This is a genomic window from Paenibacillus sp. FSL P2-0136, from assembly GCF_037975325.1.
Lineage (GTDB): Bacteria > Bacillota > Bacilli > Paenibacillales > Paenibacillaceae > Paenibacillus_AQ > Paenibacillus_AQ silagei.
In genome coordinates this window covers 1,905,338-1,923,561 of sequence record NZ_CP150244.1, presented here as the reverse complement: position 1 = coordinate 1,923,561, position 18,224 = coordinate 1,905,338, and the positions used below count along the sequence as shown (strand labels likewise).

Genomic DNA, 18,224 nt, shown 5'->3' with positions numbered 1-18,224 from the left:
TTAGCCGCCTTGATCGCCTTCCTCCATTTGAATATTTGGTATTTATTTACATATTCAGTGTAAGCCTAAACGCCGGTTTCCTCAACACTCAAAAATATACATAATTTTACATACAAATAGCTCTAGGCCCTTGTACACTCCCCCAACGAGGTCATGCTATCATATCCTTTGAAATTCTGGTTATTAATGGTTATTTCAGAAAAACGCATGAAAACATACCAAAAGAGTTCATATTTAAAACGCCTCCGACCCTTACTTGGGTCTGGAGGCGTTTTTTGCAGCTCTCTTAGCATAATGTTCCGTTATTTGAAGCAGCCCTGCTTACACCAGCTTCTTAATCTCGTCCACCGGTAACTCCACGGCTTTGGACACCTCTTCCGGGGTAAATCCATGAAGCAGTAACTTACGGATAATCTCGGCTTGGCCCTTTTCTATGCCTTGTTCTATTCCTTCAGCTATACCTTCTTCATATCCCCAACGCTTCCAGGCTGGCATGAGTTCCATAATCGCTTCACCCTCCTCCGGGTATTGTATCATTAATTCTTTTATGATCTCTTCATCCTGGGCCCGGTCCGGCTGGAAATATAAATCTGCCACTGACATAATCAGCGCCAACCGCCCTTGATCCAAGCGTGTCTTCAGCTTCATGAACATGCGCAGGAACTCCCGGCGCACTTCTCTTGCTTCTCTTGTAGTATACCCCATCTTGGCTAGTAACGCAGCAGCCACTGCATTGTCCGAATCAATAAATCTTCGCCAGTTCTGCTTACGCAACTCCACCTTTAGGAACTGGAAGCGCAAAATCTGGTGCTCAGGGATAACCATCTCCAAGGTATCCTGCTCTTCCCTGATCTCATCTGAAGTAAAAATCGCAATCGGAATAATCAGCTTATGCTCTTTGCGGTAGCGCTCAAACAGACGGCTGAAGTAAATAAACATCCGTTCATGGAATCGTGAATCCCGATACGACTGCGGTTCCAGGTGAATCAAAATATAACCGTCCAGTCCTTTATAGCGGATTTCCAACAGCAGATCCAGCTCCCGCGCTTCCTCGCCAACAATATCCACCAGCAATTCCTGCATCAGAAACCGGGTTTCACTGTAGTCCAGCATAGAATCCAGCTCAGGAAAAAACAACTCAATAAACTCCTGAAAGAACGTCTCCAACAGCTTCTTAAAAGCTTCATCATGCGGTAAGGGGATTTTAGTCGCCTCCTGTTATATCCTGCTTGTTTCTTGTGAGCATATCCCATTTTAATGGAATTCAATATAACAAAAAGCACGCACGTTCGCATTCAATGCAAAAAGAGCCGCAGATGTTGCTCCTGCGGCTCTTCTTTTTAAACTATTTGTATATGCATCAGCGCTCAGAACACTCGCTTCTTATCCTTCTCCTCAATCAAAATCTGCACCGATTCCTTGAACCGGATCGCATGAATGATCTCCCGCTCGCGCAGGAACTTGAGGCTGTCCTGCAGATCCACATCGTCGGTCATGTCAATCAGCCACTGGTATGTAGCCCGGGCCTTCTCCTCGGCGGCGATATCCTCATACAGATCCGCGATTGGATCTCCCTTCGCAGCGATGTAGGCAGCTGTGAACGGAACACCGGCAGAGTTGTTATAGAACAACGCGTGATCCCGCTGCGCATAGTTCGGGCCTAAGCCTGCGGCTTCCAGCTCCTGCACCGAGGCGTCCTTGGTCAGCTTGTAGATCATGGTGGCAATCATTTCGAGGTGGGCGAATTCTTCAGTTGAAATATCTGTCAGCACCCCTATCACTTTATCCGGTATTGCATACCGCTGGTTCATATAGCGCAGCGCCGCAGCCAGCTCACCGTCCGCACCGCCGTATTGCTCCATCAGATACCGGGCCATCCGCACATCACATTTGCCGACACGCACCGGGTATTGCAGCTTTTTCTCATAGATCCACATTCGTGAACTTCCCCCTCCTTAAGGCTATTTCATTCCCGGCTTCATGCCTTAGACTTGCCAAGGCCAGGGACTCTCGCTCCATTGCCATGGAGCCTTGGAATAGGCGCGGCCGAAATTCTGCAGCGGTCCGTATAGCTCCTGGAACTGGTTCGCCAGCTTGGTGCGCTCATACGTCAGCTGATTGAACTGCTCAATCGCCTTCACATCCTGCGGATGAGTGTCCAGGTACAGATTCAGCTCTACGAGTGCAAAATCAAGTACCTGCAGCTGCTCCAGCATCTCGTAATAACGGGGCTCGCAAGGATTAGCTTCCATAGCCTACTTCCCTCCTTTGAACTTGGATTCATAAGGGCTGTATAGCGATGGCCATAACGTTCCATGCTTGAGCGCCTCCGGCAGGGAGAACTGCGGCAGATTCGGGGGCTGAAACGTGACGAATTGATTCGGCGGCACAACATACGTCTTGAACGGCACCGGCGGACAAGGATCAAACGGTCCCCTATACGGTGTCCATACGCGATCCTGGGAGTTCAATGATCATTCCTCCTCGTAAGGTTTTGACGGCATTGCCTGATGGATGTCCAGATCTCTGATCGTTACCTTCGTAACTAACTTATGACAGTCCAAGGGTGGAAAAGAACAACTGCCCAATAAAATCGCCCTAAGCAACAAAAAAACAGGGACCCCAAAAGCCCTGCAAACCGGCTTCTGAAGTACCCTGCTCTATTTAAAAATACGAGTTACACTTCTGCTTACTCCTTCTCCTCTTCCACGGCTTCCGCATCCTCTTCGGACTCTGGCGGCGGCTCGCGGTGGATGTTGATCCGGGTGATCCGCAGCCGGGTGGATTCCTCCACCTCGAAGGTGACGTCGCCTACCACAACTTTCTTGCCCTTGGACGGATTGCCCTCCAGCTCCTTGAACAGCCAGCCGCCGATGGAATCCACCTCGTCATCCTCAATCACGACGCCTGTGAGATCGTTGACGTCTTCAATCAGCATCCGGCCCTCTACGGAGATGTAATCGCCGTTACGCTCTACGCTGGGGCGTTCATCCTCGAACTCGTCATGCAGATCGCCGACGATCTCCTCCAGAATCTCTTCAGCGGTCAGCAGCCCCGCCGTTCCGCCGTACTCGTCAACGACCAGCGTCAGCTGGGCCTTGTTCTTCTGCATCAGCCGCAGCGCATGGCTGATCTCCATCGATTCCGGCACGTTCAGAATCGGCCGGACCAGGGAAGCCAGATCATTCTGCTGCTCCGGCGGGGCGAACAGCAGATCCGTAATATGGATGAAGCCGATAATCCGGTCCTTGTCCTCGAAGGCCACCGGATAACGCGAATGCTTCGTTTCCGTAATGATCCGCATGTTCTCCTCTAGCGGAAGATTGCTGTACAGTACATCCATATCGGTACGCGGCAGCATCACCTCACGGGCCAGCAGGTCCGAGAATTCGAAGATGTTATCCATCAGCTTCATCTCATCCTGATCGATCACCCCGCTCTTCGCGCTCTGATTCATCAGAATGCGGATTTCCTCCTCCGAATGGGCAGCCTCGGCTTCACTGGCCGGCTCCACGCCGAACAATCTCAGCAGAGCGTTCGCTGACGCATTCAGCACCCAGATGAAGGGCAGAAACAGATTATAGAAGAACATCAGCGGAGCGGACAACAACAGTGCTGACCCTTCCGTTTTTTGAATAGCCAGAGATTTCGGTGCCAGTTCTCCCAGCACAATATGTAAAAAGGTAATAATCGAGAAGCCGATAATCACAGATACCGTTGAGATTAGCGTCTGGTCAGTAACACCGATCTGGTACATCAGGGGCTCCACCAGCAGCTCCGAGATCGCCGGTTCCCCGACCCAGCCGAGTCCAAGGGAAGCGAGTGTGATCCCGAACTGGGTGGCCGACAGATACGAATCCAGCCGCTTGTTGACCTTAAGCGCATATCCCGCCATTTTGTTCCCTTCGCTGACCAGCTGGGTCAGACGGGACTGTCTGACCTTAACCAGCGAGAATTCCGCCGCAACAAATACACCATTTAATAATACGAGCACCAGAACGAGCAAAAGATTAAGCACTAATCTTCCTATTTCAAATTCCGTATGCACTATAATAACGCCCCATTTCTACAAGGTGATCGCTTTTCTGGTTTTGAAATCGACCCCGGGATAATACATATCGGCCACGAGCAGGTTAGGCCCGCAGCAGCCTGCCGCATCACAGTAACAATTCACTTGCTGATTCAAGGGATGCTTAGTCTGCCACTCCGTGAAAATGTCATCCAGCTTCGAGTCGCTGATATTGCCAAAGGCGGATATGTCGGCGAAGTCTGTTACAAAGACATCGCCCGTGAACAGGTTGACATTGACCCGGTTTCTTCCGTCCGGATCATTGCGCAGCGTTACATTCTTCTCGCTGCGCAGTCTGCTCAGTAGCTGCTGGTCTTCCTCCAGGAAGCTGCAGGCGAAGAACGGCAGCGTGCCGAACAGCATCCACATCTCCGGGTCACGATGGTCAAGGAGGGAATGAATAGCAGTATTCATCTCCCGGAGCGACAGCACAGGCAGCTTCGAGGCGAAGCTGGATGCGTACATCGGGTGTACCTCATGCCGTCTAGCCCCCATGTCCCCGATCAGCCGGTGAATCTCGGGAAGCTTGGTGTGTGTACGATAGTTGATCATCGACTCGGCAGAGATCAGCATTCCGTCGCTGCTCAGCCGGCGGGAATTCTCCAGCATCGTATCATACAGCCGGTAGGCGGCCTCCTTCGAGACCGGGTGCCCGCTGTTCGCGAAGCCCACCTCGTGGAAGTCATCGCCGTTCACATAATTGAACGAGATATGCATGACATCCAGGTAAGGGAGCAACTGTTCATAACGGGAATACGGCATGGTCAGATTGGAGTTGATCTGCGAACGGATGCCCCGCTCCCGCGCATATTTCAGCAGCGGTACGATGGTATTCTCCACCGTCCCGGCACGGAACATCGGCTCCCCGCCCGTAATGCTGATAGTCTGCAGGTGCTCTACCTCGTCCAGACGCTTCAGCATCTTGGTTAAAGGCAGCAGCTCTCCCTCTTTCATCGTAAGACTGTCGCCGACGGCGCAATGCTCGCAGCGCATATTGCATAGATTCGTGACCGTCATCTCTACACTGGTCAGCACATGCTGCCCGTATTCGCGGAGTGAAGTAATCGGATCCCATGGATCGTACTCCGGCGACAGCTCTTTTACAGGGATTATAGATGATGGCTCTAATATACTCATTTCTTAATGCTCCTTTAATGCTTATTCCTTATTATTAACCCAAAACAAAAGAAAAAGAACGATAACTTAAGCTATATCATACCACGACTACTCAAAAAAACAGCAAGGCGGAGAATACAGCTCCGCAATTCCTGCAGATACCCTATTCTCTCCTCGCTGCGCAGAACACCTATCCGGTACTTTTCACTACAGGTTCTCCCCCGTCTGTCACATCCACAATGACTACAGAGAGGGCTTTGCTGAGATCACGCTCATAGGGGGTAACCGTTTCGCCTTCGGGTCCATTCAGCACCCGGACAACAGGCCGATGTGGTGTGCTGGGGTCAATCTTGACCACCACGCCACTCTCGCCGGAGCTGAGTTTCACCGTAAGTCCCAGCGGATAGATGGCCACGCGGTCTCTGAATAACTCCAGTTGCTTCTGCTCATACAAAGTTCCTGAGCCGACATACAGCGCTTCTACCGCCTGATGGGGCAGCATGGCTTTTTTGTAAATCCGGTTGGAGGTCATCGCATCATAGGAATCGGCGACCCCCAGCCATTTCGCATATTCATGGATCTGCGGACCCGTCAGGCCGCGCGGATAGCCGGAGCCGTCAATCCGTTCATGATGCTGCAGGGCACAGTGGGCCGCCAGCAGAGGAATATTCGGCTCTTCCTTGAGAATGCGGTATCCGATCTCGGTATGCGCCTGCATATGGCGGAATTCCTCCTCGCTGAGCATACCGGGCTTCTGAACAATTTTGACAGGAATCTGCGTCTTGCCGATATCATGCAGCAGCGCACCAAGCCCAATGACCCGCAGCTCTTCTTTGCTGTAGCCGTGGGCAATCCCCAGCACCAGCGTATACAGGCATACGTTCAGGGAATGGACATACAGGTAGTTATCAGCGGTGTGCATGTCAAGCAGCATGATCATCGGGTCCTCCTGCAGGGACATGTCATCAAGGATGGAATCCATCACCTTGGAGAACTTCTTATCCAGATGATAAAAGCCCTTGGTAATTCCCGAGGCGCCGGACATCTGCTGGAACTGGTTCCGGATGACCTTGAGCGCCTGATTGCGCGTCTCGTCCTGCAGCATTCCGGGGATCACAATATCCTCCGTGAGCGAATCCTCAATATAGATATAGCCGATATCGATTCTGGCGAGCCGCTTGATCAGGGAATCGGTAAGCTCCACTCCGTCCGCAAGCAGAACCAGCCCTTCATCATTATATATTTTTTTACCCAGCTTCATTCCGGCCTGAAGCCGATTGACGGATACTAGACGCACCTTGGCTCACTCCTGCCTTTAAACGGTAAAATTGCTTTTCTGTGATGCCAAGCTGAGAATCAACGCATAATAAACAGCCAGAAGGCGGCTGCAAGGATAAAGCGGTAGATGGCAAAATGCGTCGGTCTGATCTTCTGGATCATTCTCATGAACAGAACTACCACCACATAAGCCACGATGAAGGAAATAATGAAGCCGATGACAAAATACCCGATCGTCTCACTCGTGAAATTCTTGTAGGAATCCAGCAGCTCATACCCCGAGGCCGCGCACATAATCGGAATCGCGATGAGGAAGGAGAAGTCGGCCGAGGCCTTGTAGCTCACTCCGCTCAGCATCCCCCCGGAAATGGTCGAGCCGGAACGGGAGAAGCCAGGCCAGAGGACGGAAATAATCTGGAACAGTCCGATCGAGAGTGCCTGCCCGTAGGACAGATCATCCAGATCATGCGCCGTCACGCGGATCTTGCGTTTGTTGACCCATTCGGCAATGATCATCAGAATACCGCCTGCGACCAGCGCCCAGAGGACGGTGGATGCCCCGAAGAGGCTTTTAATGAAGTCCCGGGCAAAAAAAGCTACAGCAAGCGCAGGCACAATGCCCAGCAGCACATGAATCAGGTTCAGACGGGCTGCCGGCATTACGCCCCCTCTGTCTCTGCGGCCGAATCCGAGCAGATCCACAATCCGCTGGCGGTAGACCAGCGCAATCGCCAGTATAGCCCCCAGTTGAATCACAATTTCATACGTCTTCATAATCGAATCCTGCTCGTTAAATCCCAGAAGCTTAGTCGTTAGAATCATGTGTCCCGTCGAAGAAACCGGAATGAACTCCGTGATTCCTTCCACAATTGCCAGAATAATGGCTGTAATTGTATCCATATTACTCCTCCTGATCTAGTCAATGAAACCTGGTACTGTGTTAACTATCAATTTAATAAAACATGGTGTGGATCATCAGGTGGATTGCCTCTCCCAGCGAACCGCTTCACACTCATCCAGACTCACCGGCCGCTGAAGCTCCATCCGCAGCAGATCGCGGAGGAAATGAGGCAGCAAATATACCGCCTCCCGGCCATTGGCTATACTCTCGTAGCCTGTACGGAACGTAAACATATCCAGCGTGCCGACACTATATACCTTGGTATCCTCCAGCTGCTCCCCGCCGGCAAAAATCGCAATACCGTTATCATAAGGCATGACCCTTGGATCGTACAAGATTTTTAATCCGTCCACGGCCAGGGTGCCCAGCACCTCTCCGCGGAAGCCATATCCGTAGATGACTTTATTCCGGAACTCTGCCATCAGACTTTGTTCAAGTGCGGTGCGGATATCCTTGCCTGTCAGCTGTACAATACAAGGATTAATCGGAGAAGGACATAAGGCATGCAGCATGCCTGTGGTGATATTCCCTTCCGGCAGCGGGCCAAGCAGCTGGCCTGTATTCACGAGCGAGATGGGACTGCCTGTGAACTGGCGGACCGCCTGTGCCAGCAGGTTGCCAAACGGAGACTCCCCCTGCAGATCCAGCGGCAGCATGCGGTCGCTGATGGCAACCGTCTCCTCCAGGGCCTCACGCCCGCGCAGCAGATGGATCGCTGCCGCCGGAGCGATCAGCTCCTCCGTCAAGGCAGGATCAACTTCCGTGCAGCCTCCTTCGGCCAGGTGAAACGCTCCGTCCGGCTGTTCCCGCTCGAAGACCACCCGTCCGGCGTACCGGCCGAATTTGCCGGCTCCGCATACGGCTGTCCCGTTAATCATCTGCGGCTGCTCCAGCATATGGTGGGTGTGCCCGCCCAGAATGGCATGCACGCCCTCCAGGTTCTCTGCCAGCCTCTGGTCTGCGGGTAACCCCAGATGAGACAGAATGATCACGATATCCACCTGCGGGGCAAGCAGCTGAACCTGCTCGCGCAGCGCCTCTTCCGGGTCCAGCACATCCCAGCCGAGCAGGGAATAGAAGGAGGTGAACGCCGCCGTAGCACCGGTCAGTCCAATCTTGATGCCGTCCTTCTCCAGAACCGCGCGGCGCTGCATCCAGTGCGGCGGCTCACCGGTAGCGGACTCCAGGAAATTGCAGCATACCACAGGACACTGGATACCTGTAAATATGGCTGAGAGCATCTCCTTGGAGAAGGTGAGGCCTTCGTTATTGCCGATGGTGACTGCATCGTATCCGGTCAGATTCATAATGTCTATGTTGGCCTGTCCCATCGTGCCTTCCGTCTCTACAGCAGCGCGGTCCATATGATCGCCGATATCAAGCAGCAGCACCGGATCCTCGCCTGCCGCTGCCTTCATTGCGGATATCACTGCCGCAAGCGGACTCATCATTTCAAAGTGGCTATGTATATCATTGGTATGAATAATGGTTAATCTTTGCGGCCCAGGCTTCATAAGCTGGCTTCCCTCCCACTTGTACAGCCGTTTATAAAGTAAGCGGCAGGCTTGTTCAGTTCTAGAGTTAGCATAACATTTTCAGACCCAATATGGTATATTGTAATCATTATAAGCTGTCCTAAGCTAAGTCCAGAAAGGGTGAAGAAAGCATGCATATCTCCATCCGGCTGTTCGCCGGTCTGGCCGAAATCATCGGCTCCTCCACTCTGGTCTTCCACGCCCAGGAGTCCCCTTTGACAGCAGGCAGGCTGAAGGAACTCCTCTCCGCCTCCTATCCCGATGCCGCGCCGCAGATCAGCGTGTCTCTTGTAGCCGTTGATCAGGAATATGCGCCTGATGATACGGATATTACCGAAGGTTCAGAGGTGGCCTTCATTCCGCCCGTATCCGGCGGTTAACCGGACCGTTCCCCTTCCGCGAATCTGCATAGATACACAACAGGGTAGGACCAGCGGGTTGCACAATCTGCAAGCTACAATCAGTACTCTTACACCATTGAATATTGCGGACTTTGTTGCTATGCTGTAAAAAATTGCTATAGTAAGGTGGCCTAGTCATTGAGAGTACACGTGATGGATCTTAAACCGGGTGATCATCTGCGGATGGATACCTTCAGCTCCCGCGGGCTGCATGTACTCCCTAAGGGATCACGGCTGCAAATGGAGGAAATCGCCAAGCTGATACAGCACGGCGTGGATTATGTAGACATTGAAACGGTACAGGAAGAGCCCGCCCCTTCCAGCCGGACATCAATCATTCAGGCCGCAGCCAGCAGCTTCGATACCACGATTGACGGTTTTGAATCTCTATATATGGAAGCGCTCAGCAAAGGCAGCTTCAATCAGTCCGTAGTGGATGATATTCTGCAGCCGACCTTGTCCACGCTGGACAAACATAAGGACGTAGTGACACTCCTGCTGCTGCTGGACCGGGAAGATAACTATACCTACAATCATTCCCTGCAGGTAGGCATGCTCTCGTATTATCTTGCCTCGTGGCTCGGATATTCCAAGACAGAGTGCTACGAGATCGGGCGTGCGGGATACCTGATTGATATCGGCAAATGCCGCATCTCCCCCGCAATTCTGAATAAGCCTGGTAAGTTAACCCCTGATGAATACGAAGAGATCAAATTACATACGATTTACGGGTACGAAATCATACAGAACTCCATGAACGATCCTTTCACTGCTCTGGTTGCCCTGCAGCATCATGAACGCGAGGACGGCTCCGGCTATCCCAAGCAGCTGACCAAGACAGATATTCATCCTTACGCCCAGATCGCAGCCGTTGCGGATATTTACAGTGCCATGACCACTCACCGGGTCTATCAGTCCAAGCAGGAGCTGATTTCCGTTCTGCGTGAGATCAACTCCCTCAGCTTCGGGAAGCTGAACGGCAAACCGGTCCAGGCCTTCATCAATCACCTGATGCCTAACTTCATCGGCAAGCGCGTTCTGCTGAGCACCGGTGATATGGGTGTTATCGTGATGAACAACCCGCTGGATGTCTTCCGTCCGCTTGTACAGAGCGAAGGCAAGTTCCTTGACCTGTCCCGCGAACGCAAAATTGCCGTCGTTGAGATTTATATGGAGTAGAGAGATTTCCTCTACGCAAAATAAATCAAGCAGCCCCTCCTGCGTTACCGCAGAAGTGCTGCTTGAAGTTGAATACCAACAGAAGCCTCCCCCGGCCGGGGGAGGCTATCCTTTTATCGGATAAGTGTAAGCAGCAGCTCACCGCTAGGCACTTCTGTCCCTGTGCTCTTAAGCACATCAAGGTATTGTGCCGAGTTGGTGACAATCACAGGCGTGGCGGTTACAAATCCGGCTGCACGGATGGCTTCAAGGTCAAATTCAAGCAATAGCTGACCCTTGACTACCTTGTCGCCTTCCTGCACTTTTTTGGTAAAATGCTGACCCTTAAGCTTCACGGTATTGACACCGACATGAATCAGCAGCTCCGCACCGCCCTCCGAAGTGATGCCGATGGCATGTCCTGTCGGGAATACAGTAGTTACCGTTCCGTTCACAGGGCTGGTTAAGATGCCGGAAGAAGGCTCGATTACAATGCCCTTGCCCATGGCGCCGGAAGCAAAAGCTTCGTCAGGCAGGGTGTCAAGCGGTTGCAGCGTTCCTGCCAGCGGGCTTACAATCAGTTCTTTATCAATCAGCGTCGGTGTAGTCGTACCCGAGGTTGCACTTAAGTTAACCGATGCCGCAGCATCTGTCTCAGGCTCCTTGTAGCCAAACACCAGCACCAGTACAGCGGCCAGTACAAATGCTACCAGTATACCAATGACTACCCAGACAAATCCGGTACCGAAATAGGTCGGCAGAGCCAGCAGACCCGGCAGTGAGAAGGATAATGCTCTTGCGCCGCCTGTTGCAATAATTGCACCGCCGATAGCGCCGGAGATACACGCATAGATGAACGGTTTTTTGAGCTTCAGGGTAACTCCATAAATGGTTGGTTCAGTAATCCCGAAGACCGCAGATAGTGTAGAAGAACCGGCGAGTGCCTTAAGCTGCGGGTTCCGCGATTTCAGGAATACACCGAATACAGCCCCGGCCTGCGACAGAACGGCCGCACTGAGAATAGGCAGCATGGTATCCTGTCCCAGTGTAGCAATATTGCTGAGCATGATCGGTACGAAGCCCCAGTGTACACCGAAGATTACGAACACCTGCCAGAACGCCCCAGCTATGGCTCCGGCCACAAGCGGACTTAGATTGTAGAGCCAAGTATAACCGGAAGCGAGTCCCTCACTGATCATTGAACCTACAGGTCCGAAGGCCAGGAACGTAAGCGGAATAACAATGAGCAGTGCGAACATGGGAACAAGAATATTCCGCACGGACTCATGAATGAAGGAACGGAACCAGCGTTCCACATACGACTGCACCCATACCGCCAGAATAATCGGGATCACGCTGGAGGAATAATTGATCAGTACGATCTTGATCCCCAGGAAGTGCAGCGGGTCAGGTGAGCCTACAGCCGCAATGACTGCGGGATAGATCAAGGCTCCGGCTATGGCAATGGACACGAATTGATTCGCCTTGAATTTGCGCGCTGCCGTAACCGCCAGGAAGACAGGCAGGAAATAGAACACGCTGTCGGCAGCCGCATTGAGGATCATATAAGTGCCGCTGGCAGCACTAATCCACTCCAGTGACAGAATCAGGGCCAGCAAGCCCTTGAGAATCCCTGCCCCGGCCAGTGCACCCAGTATCGGCGAGAAAATACTCGAAATGATGTCCACCGCTTTACCCAGAACTCCGGTGCTTTCCGAGCTTTCGTCACTGCCGCTTTTCTCCGCATCCTGAAGCGAGGTTTCCTTCATAATCTGCTCGAATACCTGGCTGACATTGTTGCCGATGACCACCTGGAATTGCCCGCTGTTCTCAACCACTGTAATGACTCCAGGAGTCTTCTCGAGCGCTGCTTTATTGGCTTTGCTGTTATCCTTCAGCTTGAATCTTAAGCGTGTGGCACAATGGAAGACGGAATTCACATTCCCTTCTCCGCCAACGAGTGTGATAATTTGTTTGGATAAGTCTTTATTGCTCATTTGGGTTTGCTCCTTTTGAGATCTGTAATATAAGCATCGCTGCAGAGGCGAGTTGTGCCAGCCCTTCTATCTTTCCCCTCTGCAAACAAGAAAAACCTGAACTCAAGGCAAAAAAGGCGTAGAACACACACGCTATTTTGCCATCAGCTCAGGTTTTGCCTGCATGACCAGTTACACCCTGACAGATGATATGAAAATATATGAAATAAATATTGTAGTCTTACGTATGTTACGTGTTACTCCAGGTTATTGCGTTCAGTTACACGCTGAATGTGAATCGTCAAATAGACATATTCATCCTTGCTGAGGCTCTGGCCATGGGATTTCTCCAGATATTCATTAATCTTGCCTACGCATTCGAAAGCCTTGACATAGGTTAGCCTCACCTGATTGTACAGGAACTCTTCCCCGCTGTTATTGGTCTCCTTCTTCAGCACCCGCATGGAAAAATACTGCAGATGGGTCAGGAACCGCGAATAGTTAAGCGAGGTCTCGTCCAGCACAACCTTATAATGATAGGTAACGATGTTCAGGATATTCTGAACGATCTCCGTCATCTTGATCGTCGATCTTACCTCCGTGCCATCCATTCTGGCGTTAACCAGGTGAAGGGCAATGAAGCCGGCTTCATCCTCACCCAGCGAGAGGCCGGTGGTCTGTTCAATCATCTTCAGGGCATCCAGCCCGATCCCGAATTCCTTCCGGTAAAAGCGCTTGATCTCAAACAGCATCGCATTCTTCAGCTGAATCCCCTTCTCAAAACGCTCCAGCGCGAAATGAATATGATCCGTCAGCGTCAGATAGAGATTATCGTTCAGCTCTGTGTGCAGCACTCCACTCGCGTAGGTGACGATGCTGCTGGCCAGCTCCAGGTGAGCCACCGGAATATCATTCAGCAGTTCAGTCAGCCGGGCAGTGAATTCATTCTCGTTCAGCAGAAAAATCTTATCCACCTTGGCAGGATCAACATAATCCCCCGCCACCTTATTGAAGGAAATCCCTCTGCCCATCACAATAACCTCCTTGCCCTTCTGGTTCTTGGTCAGGAGCACATTATTGTTCAGCACCTTCTCGATAATCATCTCTATTTCACCTCCTGACGCATAGTTTGTACAAAAAAAGCCTAAGTTGATCCCAATATCATTCATAAAAATGATACTCGCATCAGCTTAGGCATTGCCCGCGTTACCGGTCACAATCCTGTATTACTGCTATTGTAGCATAAATAAAAGCGATTTCAAGAACTTTTTTTATTCTAAAGATCTGAATATTTATATTTGCCTTCATTCCGGTTTGAAACCGTATCTCCAGGGTCACGCTAATAGCAGACAATAATACAAGGGAGGAGATATGATGCTTGCGGTTCACCAGCGCCTTGCCGAGCTATACACCCTGAGTCTGAAGCGTCCACTGGCTCCGGCGGAGCAAGACGAGCTTCAGCACTGCCTGCATGTTAACACCGTCTACTGCTGGGAAATGGCCCGCCTCCATATCGAAGCCCTGCTGGCAGCGGATACTCAAGATACTGGGTGGCAGCAGGAGATCAGTGCGCAGCTGCTGGAGGTCCGGGTAAGCGGGAAGCCGGGAAAACGGCCTTAACGGAAAGGAACTCTACGCTTCCCCTTATCATTCCAGACGCAAAAAAAACAGCAGCCCCTCCCCCACATCGGGGCCAGGCTGCTGCATGTGCTTCTATAAGAAGCGGAACTGTGCTTCTATTAATCCGTTATAAATACCGTCGTGCTTGGTCAGCTCGGCATGGTTGCCTTCTTCCTTGATCTCGCCGTGATCCAGCACCACGATCTTATCCGCATGGCGGATGGTCGAGAGGCGGTGGGCGACGATGAAGGAGGTCCGGCCCTGAAGCAGCAGCTTCAGCGCTTCCTGAATCTTGATCTCCGTCTCCGTATCAATGCTGGCGGTCGCTTCATCCAGAATCAGAATCCGCGGATCAGCCAGCAGCGCCCGGGCGAAGGACAGCAGCTGGCGTTGTCCCATGGACAGTGCGCTTCCCCGCTCCTCTACCTCGGTATCATAACCGGCAGGCAGCTTGACGATGAAATCATGGGCGTCTACAGCCTTAGCGGCCGCTTCAATCTCTTCGTCCGTGGCATCCAGCCGCCCGAAGCGGATGTTGTCGCGGATCGTTCCCGAGAAGATGAAGGTATCCTGCAAGACAATCCCGATCTGTTCGCGCAGACTCTGGAGTGTAACCTCGCGGATATCCCGTCCATCAATGGTGATGCCGCCGCTCTTGATATCATAGAACCGGCCGATCAGGTTGATGATTGTACTTTTGCCAGAGCCGGTATGTCCTACAAGAGCAATGGATTGGCCTGCCTGGACATCCAGGTTAATGCCCTTGAGAGCCGCACGGCCCTTCTCATATTCAAACACAACATTATCGAAGTGAATATCTCCCTTAATCTTGGACAGCGGAGTTGCTCCCGGCTTATCCTGAACCGCAGGCTGTTCGTCGAGATATTCGAATATCCGCTCGGAGGAGGCCATCGCCACCAGCAGCTGATTGTACATCTGTCCCAGCCGGTTGATCGGGTCCCAGAAGTTGCTGACATAACTGCTGAAGGCGACCAGGAAGCCGACCGTAAGTTCTCCCGACTGAATCAGGTAAGCCCCGAACCAGAAGAGAATCATCGTCCCGAAGCCGCCGGTGACTTCAATGATCGGACCGAATGCCTGGTTCATGGCTGAGGCCTTGTTCCACGACTTCCGGCTGTCCATATTCATGGCATCGAAATAGTGCATGTTCTCTTCTTCCTGCGTGTAGGCCTGAGTGACGCGAATCCCCTGAATTGACTCATTCAGATGGGAGTTGATCCGCGAGTTCTTCATACGCACATCCTGCCAGGCAATACGGATTCTCTGCCGCAGCTTGGTCGAGATCAGGAACATAATGGGCACCGTAATCATCACGGCCAGCCCCAGCTTCCAGTTGATCAGCAGCAAAATTATCATAATGCCGAACAGCTGCACACAGTCAATCATTAGATTGACGACCCCGTTGGTGAACAAATCCTGCAGCGAGTTAATATCATTGGTCACCCGGACCAGGACTGATCCGGCCGGACGTTTATCAAAGAAGTTGAAGGACAGCTTCTGGATATGCCGGAACAGGTCCGAGCGCAGATCATAGATCACCCGCTGGCCGATCACATTCGTATATTTGATCCGGTATACACCCGCAATCCATTGAATCAGATACAGAATGATTACACTGGCTGTGAGCGTGTAGAGCAGCGTCAAGCTGGTGTTTCCGTCTTTTGGAGCAATCGCTTTATCAATCGCCATACTGGTCAGGAATGGAACCGTCAGCTTGGTAATCGTCCCCAAAATCATCATGATCGAGACCAGCGGCAGCATCTGCCTCGCATATGGCTTCATATAACTGAATAAGCGGGTGAACTGCTTCCAGTCAAAAGCCTTGTCGATCACATCATCGTCTTTGTAGATAAAACGTTCTTCAAGCGTCTGTTCTTCAACCTTACTGTTGTCGGTATTTAATACGCCGTCAGCGGTCTGCTTGGAGGTCTCAAGACTCATGCCGGATCACCCGCCTCTCGCTTCATATCCCTGGCTAAATAATCGGCATACTGAATCCGGTACACATCCTGATAAGGTCCCGGGACGGAGATCAGTTCCTGATGGGTGCCCTGCTGGACCATTATCCCTTCATTCATGACAATGATCTGATCGGCATGACGCAGGGAGGAGATCCGGTGGGCAATAATCAAGGTGGTCCGTCCGCGCATAACCTCCTGGAACCCGGCCTGAATCTCATGCTCTGTCTCCATGTCCACCGCACTGGTGGCATCATCCAGAATAAGAATCCGCGGATTCTTGAGCAGTGCGCGCGCGATGGCAATCCGCTGCTTTTGGCCGCCCGAGAGACCCATTCCCCGCTCACCGACTACCGTATCGTAGCCTTCCGGCATCTCCATAATGAAGTCATGCGCCTTCGCCAGCTCGGCGGCACGGATGATCTCATCCATGCTGACATTCTTCAGTCCATAAGAGATATTATTGCGGATCGATGAGGAGAACAGGAAGGTCTCCTGGAATACCGTCGATATTTGCGAGCGCAGACTACGGACCTGGAACTCGCGGATATCCACGCCATCGAGCTTGATACTGCCCTGATTCACATCATAAGCACGCATCATGAGCTGGGTAATCGTGGATTTACCGGATCCCGTTCCGCCAAGGAATCCAATGACCGCACCAGGCTCCGCATGGAAATGAATATCCTTGACTGCCGGCATTTTGTTGCCGTAAGCGAAGGTGACATGATCGAACTCCACCTCACCCTTCACTTCTGCCGCTGCAAGCTCGCGGGCATTCTCTTGATCCCGGACATCGATTGTCTGATTCAGCACTTCCAGCACACGTTCGCCAGAGGCCTTCGACTGGGTATAGTTGTTGATGTGGAACCCGAGTCCCCATACGGGGCCGATAATGTACCAGATCAGGCTGAAGAACGCAACCAGCTCACCCAGCGACATCTTCCCGTTGATAACCAGCGTACCGCCGACACCCAGCAGGATCGCTACACTGACCGAAGCCAGCAGCTCCATGAACGGGAAGAATTTACTCCACAGCTCGGCCGCAAAAATCTGATTATCTTTATAACGTTCATTACGGTGTGAGAATTTCTCAACTTCGTAGGCCTCTCTGGCAAACGATTTGACCGTTCTTACCCCGGTGACATTCTCCTGTACAGCCGTTGTCAGGGAACTTAACGCCAGGCGCATCTCCTGAAAGGCCGGATGAATCTTGGATTCAAATCTGAGTGCGACTACCGCCAGAAACGGCATTGTGATCAGAGTAACCAGCGTCAGCTGCCAATTGATGGTAAACATCATAATGGAGCCGAACAAAACCATGAAAAACACATTCAGCAGTTGGGCAAATCCGAAGCCAATGAACATCCGGATCGCTTCCAAATCCCCGGTCAGCCGGGACATCAGGTCACCTGTCTTCGCCGTATCATAATAACGGAAGGACAGAAATTGCAGCTTCTCATAGCAGGCATTGCGTAGCCGATAGGCCAGGAAATTCCCCAGCCGTCCGCCGAAAAATCCATGGGCAAACTGCAGGCACGCCTTGACAATAATGACAGCAAGCACACTGAGAGCGAGTACGGGCACCTCAGTAAACTTTAGGGGAACAATAACATCATCGATCAATCTCCTTAACAAATTGGGGGTAATAAGCCCCACTGCAGTTGCGGCCGCCAAACATACAATCGACAGAATCAGATAGTGCAGCTTCTCCCGATAAAAGCCCCGCAGTTGCCTGAGAACATCCATATCTCTCCTCCTTAAAGCTTTACGAAGTAAAGCTGGCTCCGTAAGCATAAACTTAGCTTTACGAAGTAACCTGCTCCGTAAGCATAAACTTAGCTTTACGAAGTAACCTGCTCCGTAAGCAAAAACTTGGTCTCTAAATATCGCACCGTAAGCTAGCTTTTTTAGCGCTTCCAATTTAGTGACTTTAAGCAGTTTATCATCCCTAATTTAATGCGGCAAAGGGGAGAAACCACCGTTTTCCCTCTTTTTCCGGAATAAACCGGGCTTAAGCAGGGGCTAATGGACGCCCGTAGTTTTAAATGCTGCTATTTCCTCGCAAATACTGCTCAATTAAGATATAGCAAGATTCAACGATGCAAAGCAGCTTTTTGAAAGCCTAATAAAAGGTATTTTATGTTCCTATAAAACACAAAAGTGCCCACAGAGCTTTGACCAACCTGCA

Annotated in this window: 16 protein-coding genes; 3 read left to right on the top strand and 13 right to left on the bottom strand. The window is 51.6% G+C overall.

Going from position 1 to position 18,224, the window contains the following annotated elements; genetic code table 11:
* Window positions 1-321 precede the first annotated feature (321 nt).
* The 9 genes from NYE26_RS07940 to NYE26_RS07900 all read right to left on the bottom strand — a co-directional run bounded on the left by NYE26_RS07940 (window position 322) and on the right by NYE26_RS07900 (window position 8,878).
* Window positions 322-1,203 carry an Rpn family recombination-promoting nuclease/putative transposase gene (locus NYE26_RS07940; protein WP_339257393.1) on the bottom strand — a complete coding sequence of 294 codons (882 nt, stop codon included), beginning with the start codon at window positions 1,201-1,203 and terminating at the stop codon, window positions 322-324.
* 164 nt (window positions 1,204-1,367) lie between these two features.
* Window positions 1,368-1,937 (bottom strand): manganese catalase family protein, encoded by a 570-nt coding sequence (locus tag NYE26_RS07935; RefSeq protein WP_036692823.1) that lies wholly within the window; start codon window positions 1,935-1,937, stop codon window positions 1,368-1,370.
* Between the two features lie 48 nt (window positions 1,938-1,985).
* Window positions 1,986-2,252: a spore coat protein CotJB gene (locus tag NYE26_RS07930; protein ID WP_036721463.1), complete on the bottom strand. Its 267-nt coding sequence runs from the start codon at window positions 2,250-2,252 to the stop codon at window positions 1,986-1,988.
* 3 nt (window positions 2,253-2,255) lie between these two features.
* The gene (locus NYE26_RS07925; RefSeq protein ID WP_036692819.1) at window positions 2,256-2,471 is read right to left on the bottom strand and encodes a spore coat associated protein CotJA; all 216 of its coding nucleotides are present in this window, start codon (window positions 2,469-2,471) and stop codon (window positions 2,256-2,258) included.
* 218 nt (window positions 2,472-2,689) lie between these two features.
* Window positions 2,690-4,054, bottom strand: coding sequence for a hemolysin family protein (locus tag NYE26_RS07920; protein WP_143803712.1), 1,365 nt, complete (start codon window positions 4,052-4,054; stop codon window positions 2,690-2,692).
* Between the two features lie 12 nt (window positions 4,055-4,066).
* Window positions 4,067-5,206 carry a radical SAM/CxCxxxxC motif protein YfkAB gene (yfkAB, locus tag NYE26_RS07915; protein ID WP_339255043.1) on the bottom strand — a complete coding sequence of 380 codons (1,140 nt, stop codon included), beginning with the start codon at window positions 5,204-5,206 and terminating at the stop codon, window positions 4,067-4,069.
* Window positions 5,207-5,375: 169 nt separating this feature from the next.
* Window positions 5,376-6,482 (bottom strand): HD-GYP domain-containing protein, encoded by a 1,107-nt coding sequence (locus NYE26_RS07910; RefSeq protein ID WP_036721458.1) that lies wholly within the window; start codon window positions 6,480-6,482, stop codon window positions 5,376-5,378.
* A 59-nt stretch (window positions 6,483-6,541) separates the two neighbouring features.
* Entirely contained in the window at window positions 6,542-7,363 is an 822-nt protein-coding gene (locus NYE26_RS07905; protein ID WP_209872766.1) for an undecaprenyl-diphosphate phosphatase, read from the bottom strand.
* A 75-nt stretch (window positions 7,364-7,438) separates the two neighbouring features.
* Window positions 7,439-8,878 (bottom strand): bifunctional UDP-sugar hydrolase/5'-nucleotidase, encoded by a 1,440-nt coding sequence (locus NYE26_RS07900; protein WP_339255042.1) that lies wholly within the window; start codon window positions 8,876-8,878, stop codon window positions 7,439-7,441.
* 152 nt (window positions 8,879-9,030) lie between these two features.
* On the opposite strand from NYE26_RS07900, the gene moaD reads away from it, so the two are divergent.
* Both moaD and NYE26_RS07890 read left to right on the top strand, forming a co-directional pair.
* Entirely contained in the window at window positions 9,031-9,279 is a 249-nt protein-coding gene (moaD, locus tag NYE26_RS07895; RefSeq protein ID WP_036721451.1) for a molybdopterin converting factor subunit 1, read from the top strand.
* A gap of 159 nt (window positions 9,280-9,438) precedes the next feature.
* Window positions 9,439-10,479 (top strand): HD-GYP domain-containing protein, encoded by a 1,041-nt coding sequence (locus NYE26_RS07890; protein WP_036721450.1) that lies wholly within the window; start codon window positions 9,439-9,441, stop codon window positions 10,477-10,479.
* 113 nt (window positions 10,480-10,592) lie between these two features.
* On the opposite strand, the gene NYE26_RS07885 is transcribed toward NYE26_RS07890, so the two are convergent.
* Together NYE26_RS07885 and NYE26_RS07880 are read right to left on the bottom strand one after the other, a co-directional pair.
* The gene (locus tag NYE26_RS07885) at window positions 10,593-12,455 is read right to left on the bottom strand and encodes a beta-glucoside-specific PTS transporter subunit IIABC (protein WP_036721449.1); all 1,863 of its coding nucleotides are present in this window, start codon (window positions 12,453-12,455) and stop codon (window positions 10,593-10,595) included.
* A gap of 236 nt (window positions 12,456-12,691) precedes the next feature.
* Window positions 12,692-13,537 carry a PRD domain-containing protein gene (locus NYE26_RS07880; protein WP_339255041.1) on the bottom strand — a complete coding sequence of 282 codons (846 nt, stop codon included), beginning with the start codon at window positions 13,535-13,537 and terminating at the stop codon, window positions 12,692-12,694.
* A gap of 268 nt (window positions 13,538-13,805) precedes the next feature.
* Here NYE26_RS07880 and NYE26_RS07875 point away from each other — a divergent pair, with 268 nt between their 5' ends.
* On the top strand, window positions 13,806-14,054 hold the full coding sequence (locus NYE26_RS07875; RefSeq protein ID WP_081750960.1) for a hypothetical protein: 249 nt from the start codon (window positions 13,806-13,808) through the stop codon (window positions 14,052-14,054).
* A 93-nt stretch (window positions 14,055-14,147) separates the two neighbouring features.
* Here the strand turns inward: NYE26_RS07875 and NYE26_RS07870 are convergent, their stop codons facing one another.
* Together NYE26_RS07870 and NYE26_RS07865 are read right to left on the bottom strand one after the other, a co-directional pair.
* Entirely contained in the window at window positions 14,148-16,016 is a 1,869-nt protein-coding gene (locus NYE26_RS07870) for an ABC transporter ATP-binding protein (protein ID WP_245368155.1), read from the bottom strand.
* Window positions 16,013-17,782: an ABC transporter ATP-binding protein gene (locus NYE26_RS07865; protein ID WP_339255040.1), complete on the bottom strand. Its 1,770-nt coding sequence runs from the start codon at window positions 17,780-17,782 to the stop codon at window positions 16,013-16,015. Before NYE26_RS07865 ends, NYE26_RS07870 begins: the two co-directional genes overlap by 4 nt.
* Window positions 17,783-18,224: the final 442 nt, after the last annotated feature.